This is a genomic window from Pseudoalteromonas sp. A3 (assembly GCF_025942345.1).
Taxonomy (GTDB): Bacteria; Pseudomonadota; Gammaproteobacteria; order Enterobacterales; family Alteromonadaceae; genus Pseudoalteromonas; species Pseudoalteromonas atlantica.
In genome coordinates this window covers 34,066-35,038 of sequence record NZ_JAPCKL010000006.1, presented here as the reverse complement: position 1 = coordinate 35,038, position 973 = coordinate 34,066, and the positions used below count along the sequence as shown (strand labels likewise).

The 973-nt window shown below is 45.8% G+C and carries 1 protein-coding gene; it reads right to left on the bottom strand.

Features of this window, described 5'->3' with window-relative positions; all coding sequences use genetic code 11:
• The coding region (locus OIZ54_RS12130) for a glycoside hydrolase family 2 TIM barrel-domain containing protein (RefSeq protein WP_319641002.1) at positions 1-973 on the bottom strand (973 nt) is incomplete at both ends.

Sequence of the window (973 nt, the reverse complement as noted above, 5' to 3'; positions counted from 1 at the left end):
CGATGGGTCAAAGCTTTTAGACCAGCCGTACATCGCATCGTGGTTGGCACCGTGCCCGCATTCGTTACCCAGTGACCAAATAATAATAGAGGGGTGGTTTTTATCGCGCTCAACCATTTGCGTATAGCGCGACATAAATGCGCCAGCCCACTGCGGATCGCTGGCAAGCCTACCCATAGGAAACATGCCGTGAGTTTCTATATTGGCTTCGTCTACTACGTATAAACCTAGCTCGTCACACAGCTCGTAAAAACGAGGGTGGTTAGGGTAGTGAGCGGTACGTACAGCATTAAAGTTATTTTGCTTCATCAGCTTAATATCTTCAATCATGTCGGCAGTACTCACCGTGTGGCCGTTTTCTGGGTGATGCTCGTGGCGATTAACACCGCGAATAAGTAGCGGTTTGCCGTTTAAGCAAAGCTGCCCGTTGAGCATTTCTACTTTTCTAAAGCCAATGTTATAGGCTTCTACATCTACTGTATTGCCTTGCTCATCTAACAGGCTTACAACACAGCGGTATAAGGTCGGGGTTTCAGCGGTCCACTTTTTAGGGTTTTGTATATCAATTGTTTGAAATACGACATCGCTCCAACCGCCTTTTTCATCAACGCGTTTATTGTTAGTGCTTTGTATGTGTGGCTCACACAGTGCTTGTTCACCATCAAAAACCTGTACTGCTACTTGGTAGTTATTTGGCGCATCTATTGCGGTTTTTATATGTAGCGCTGCATCGCGGTAGCAGGCGTCTAAATCTGGGGTTATAAATACATCACGTATTTGGTGTTGCGGTTTAGTAAGTAAATTAACATCGCGGAATATACCGCTTAGCCACCACATGTCTTGATCTTCTAGGTAACTGCCATCGCTCCAGCGAATAACCATAACCGCAATGCGATTAGTACCTGCAACTAACAGCTCGCTTAAATCAAATTCGCTTGGTAAGCGGCTATCTTGCGAGTAGCCCACCCATTGA